Here is a 1278-nt window from a genome sequence, read left to right on the forward strand (position 1 = left end):
AAAAATGCCAGGGGACTTGATATATGTGCTTGGAGAAACACTTGATGAACTTGGTAGATCTGAATATCAGTTATATAGTGGAATAGGTAATAACAACGTACCAAAAGTTGATGCAAAGAGCGCTAGGAAGTTGTATGAGCGTTACAACCAGGCAATAAAAGATGGCATAATTGCGTCTGCAATTGCACCAAACTTAGGCGGATTAGTTATTGCTCTGGCAAAATCGCTAATTGCAGGAGACCTTGGTGCTGAAATCGATCTTTCACTAGTGCCAATAGGAAAAATACAAAATACAGACATAATAAACAAGATAATAATGTTTTCTGAATCGCAAAGTAGAATTTTGGTTACTATTGCACCACAAAATCAGAAGAGGTTTGAAGAATTGTTTGAAGGTGCAGTTTATTCATGTATTGGCAAAGTAACAGAGAAAAAGGTGCTAAACATAAAGGATGTTTTAAAAGTAGATCTGAAAGATGTGGCATGCTAATATAAAATATTTTTCTTATTATGCTAAATAACTCTTTTACTATATGTAATGTTTATTTAGAATGAATGTATGTTATTAATTTTGGGTAGGTAATTATGTCTATTTTATCGATACTCCTGTTTATCAGTCTTTCTTTACTCAACACTTCAAATAAATTGATGATATGTGCTGCCTTATTTGTGGGAGCTGCTTTAGTTGTAAATTCAATGGTTGAATTTTATGGCAGAAGCAAAGCTACGTACAACTTAATAGTGTGTACAGCGCTATGTTGTGTTTTTAAATGGCAAAGTTTTAATTTGATGATATTGATTTCATATACTGCAATTTTAGTATCTCTTCTCTCAAGCATAATTATTTTTGAAAAATTGAAGTCCAAGTTGAATTTTCATATGGTCAATTTCTTTGAAGTTTGATTATAGCATCAGTGGTTGATAGTGCCGTTGTATGTGTTGGATTACTATACAAATTTTCTGCAGGTAAATGCCTATCAATATATACTAGAGACTTAATTTTTAAGTTTTCTTATGCGTCAGTATTGAGCATCTGTTTGTTTGTAGGAATGTATTTATTTTGCTTGGCAAACAAGAAGTATTTTAAGATTTCCACATAACCTGTTTTCTGATATAGCTAAACTGACTTTGGGTCCTAGGGGTGTATTTGGTGCGTAACAACAGTTTAGAATTTATAGGTAGCCTAAACCCACAACTGTACAAACATTATGATTTGAGCCTATCAGGGGGGTGTCATTCCAGTCTGGAATCCAGAAAAAAGAATGGTGTCATCCCAGT

1 protein-coding gene is annotated in these 1278 nt (G+C 33.3%); it reads left to right on the plus strand.

What is annotated here, in order from left to right; all coding sequences use genetic code 11:
* The coding region (locus tag WG67_RS08610; RefSeq protein ID WP_458694910.1) for an AIR synthase-related protein at nucleotides 1-490 on the plus strand (490 nt) is incomplete at its 5' end.
* Nucleotides 491-1278 lie beyond the last annotated feature (788 nt).

The organism is Wolbachia endosymbiont of Drosophila incompta, from assembly GCF_001758565.1.
Taxonomy (GTDB): domain Bacteria; phylum Pseudomonadota; class Alphaproteobacteria; order Rickettsiales; family Anaplasmataceae; genus Wolbachia; species Wolbachia pipientis.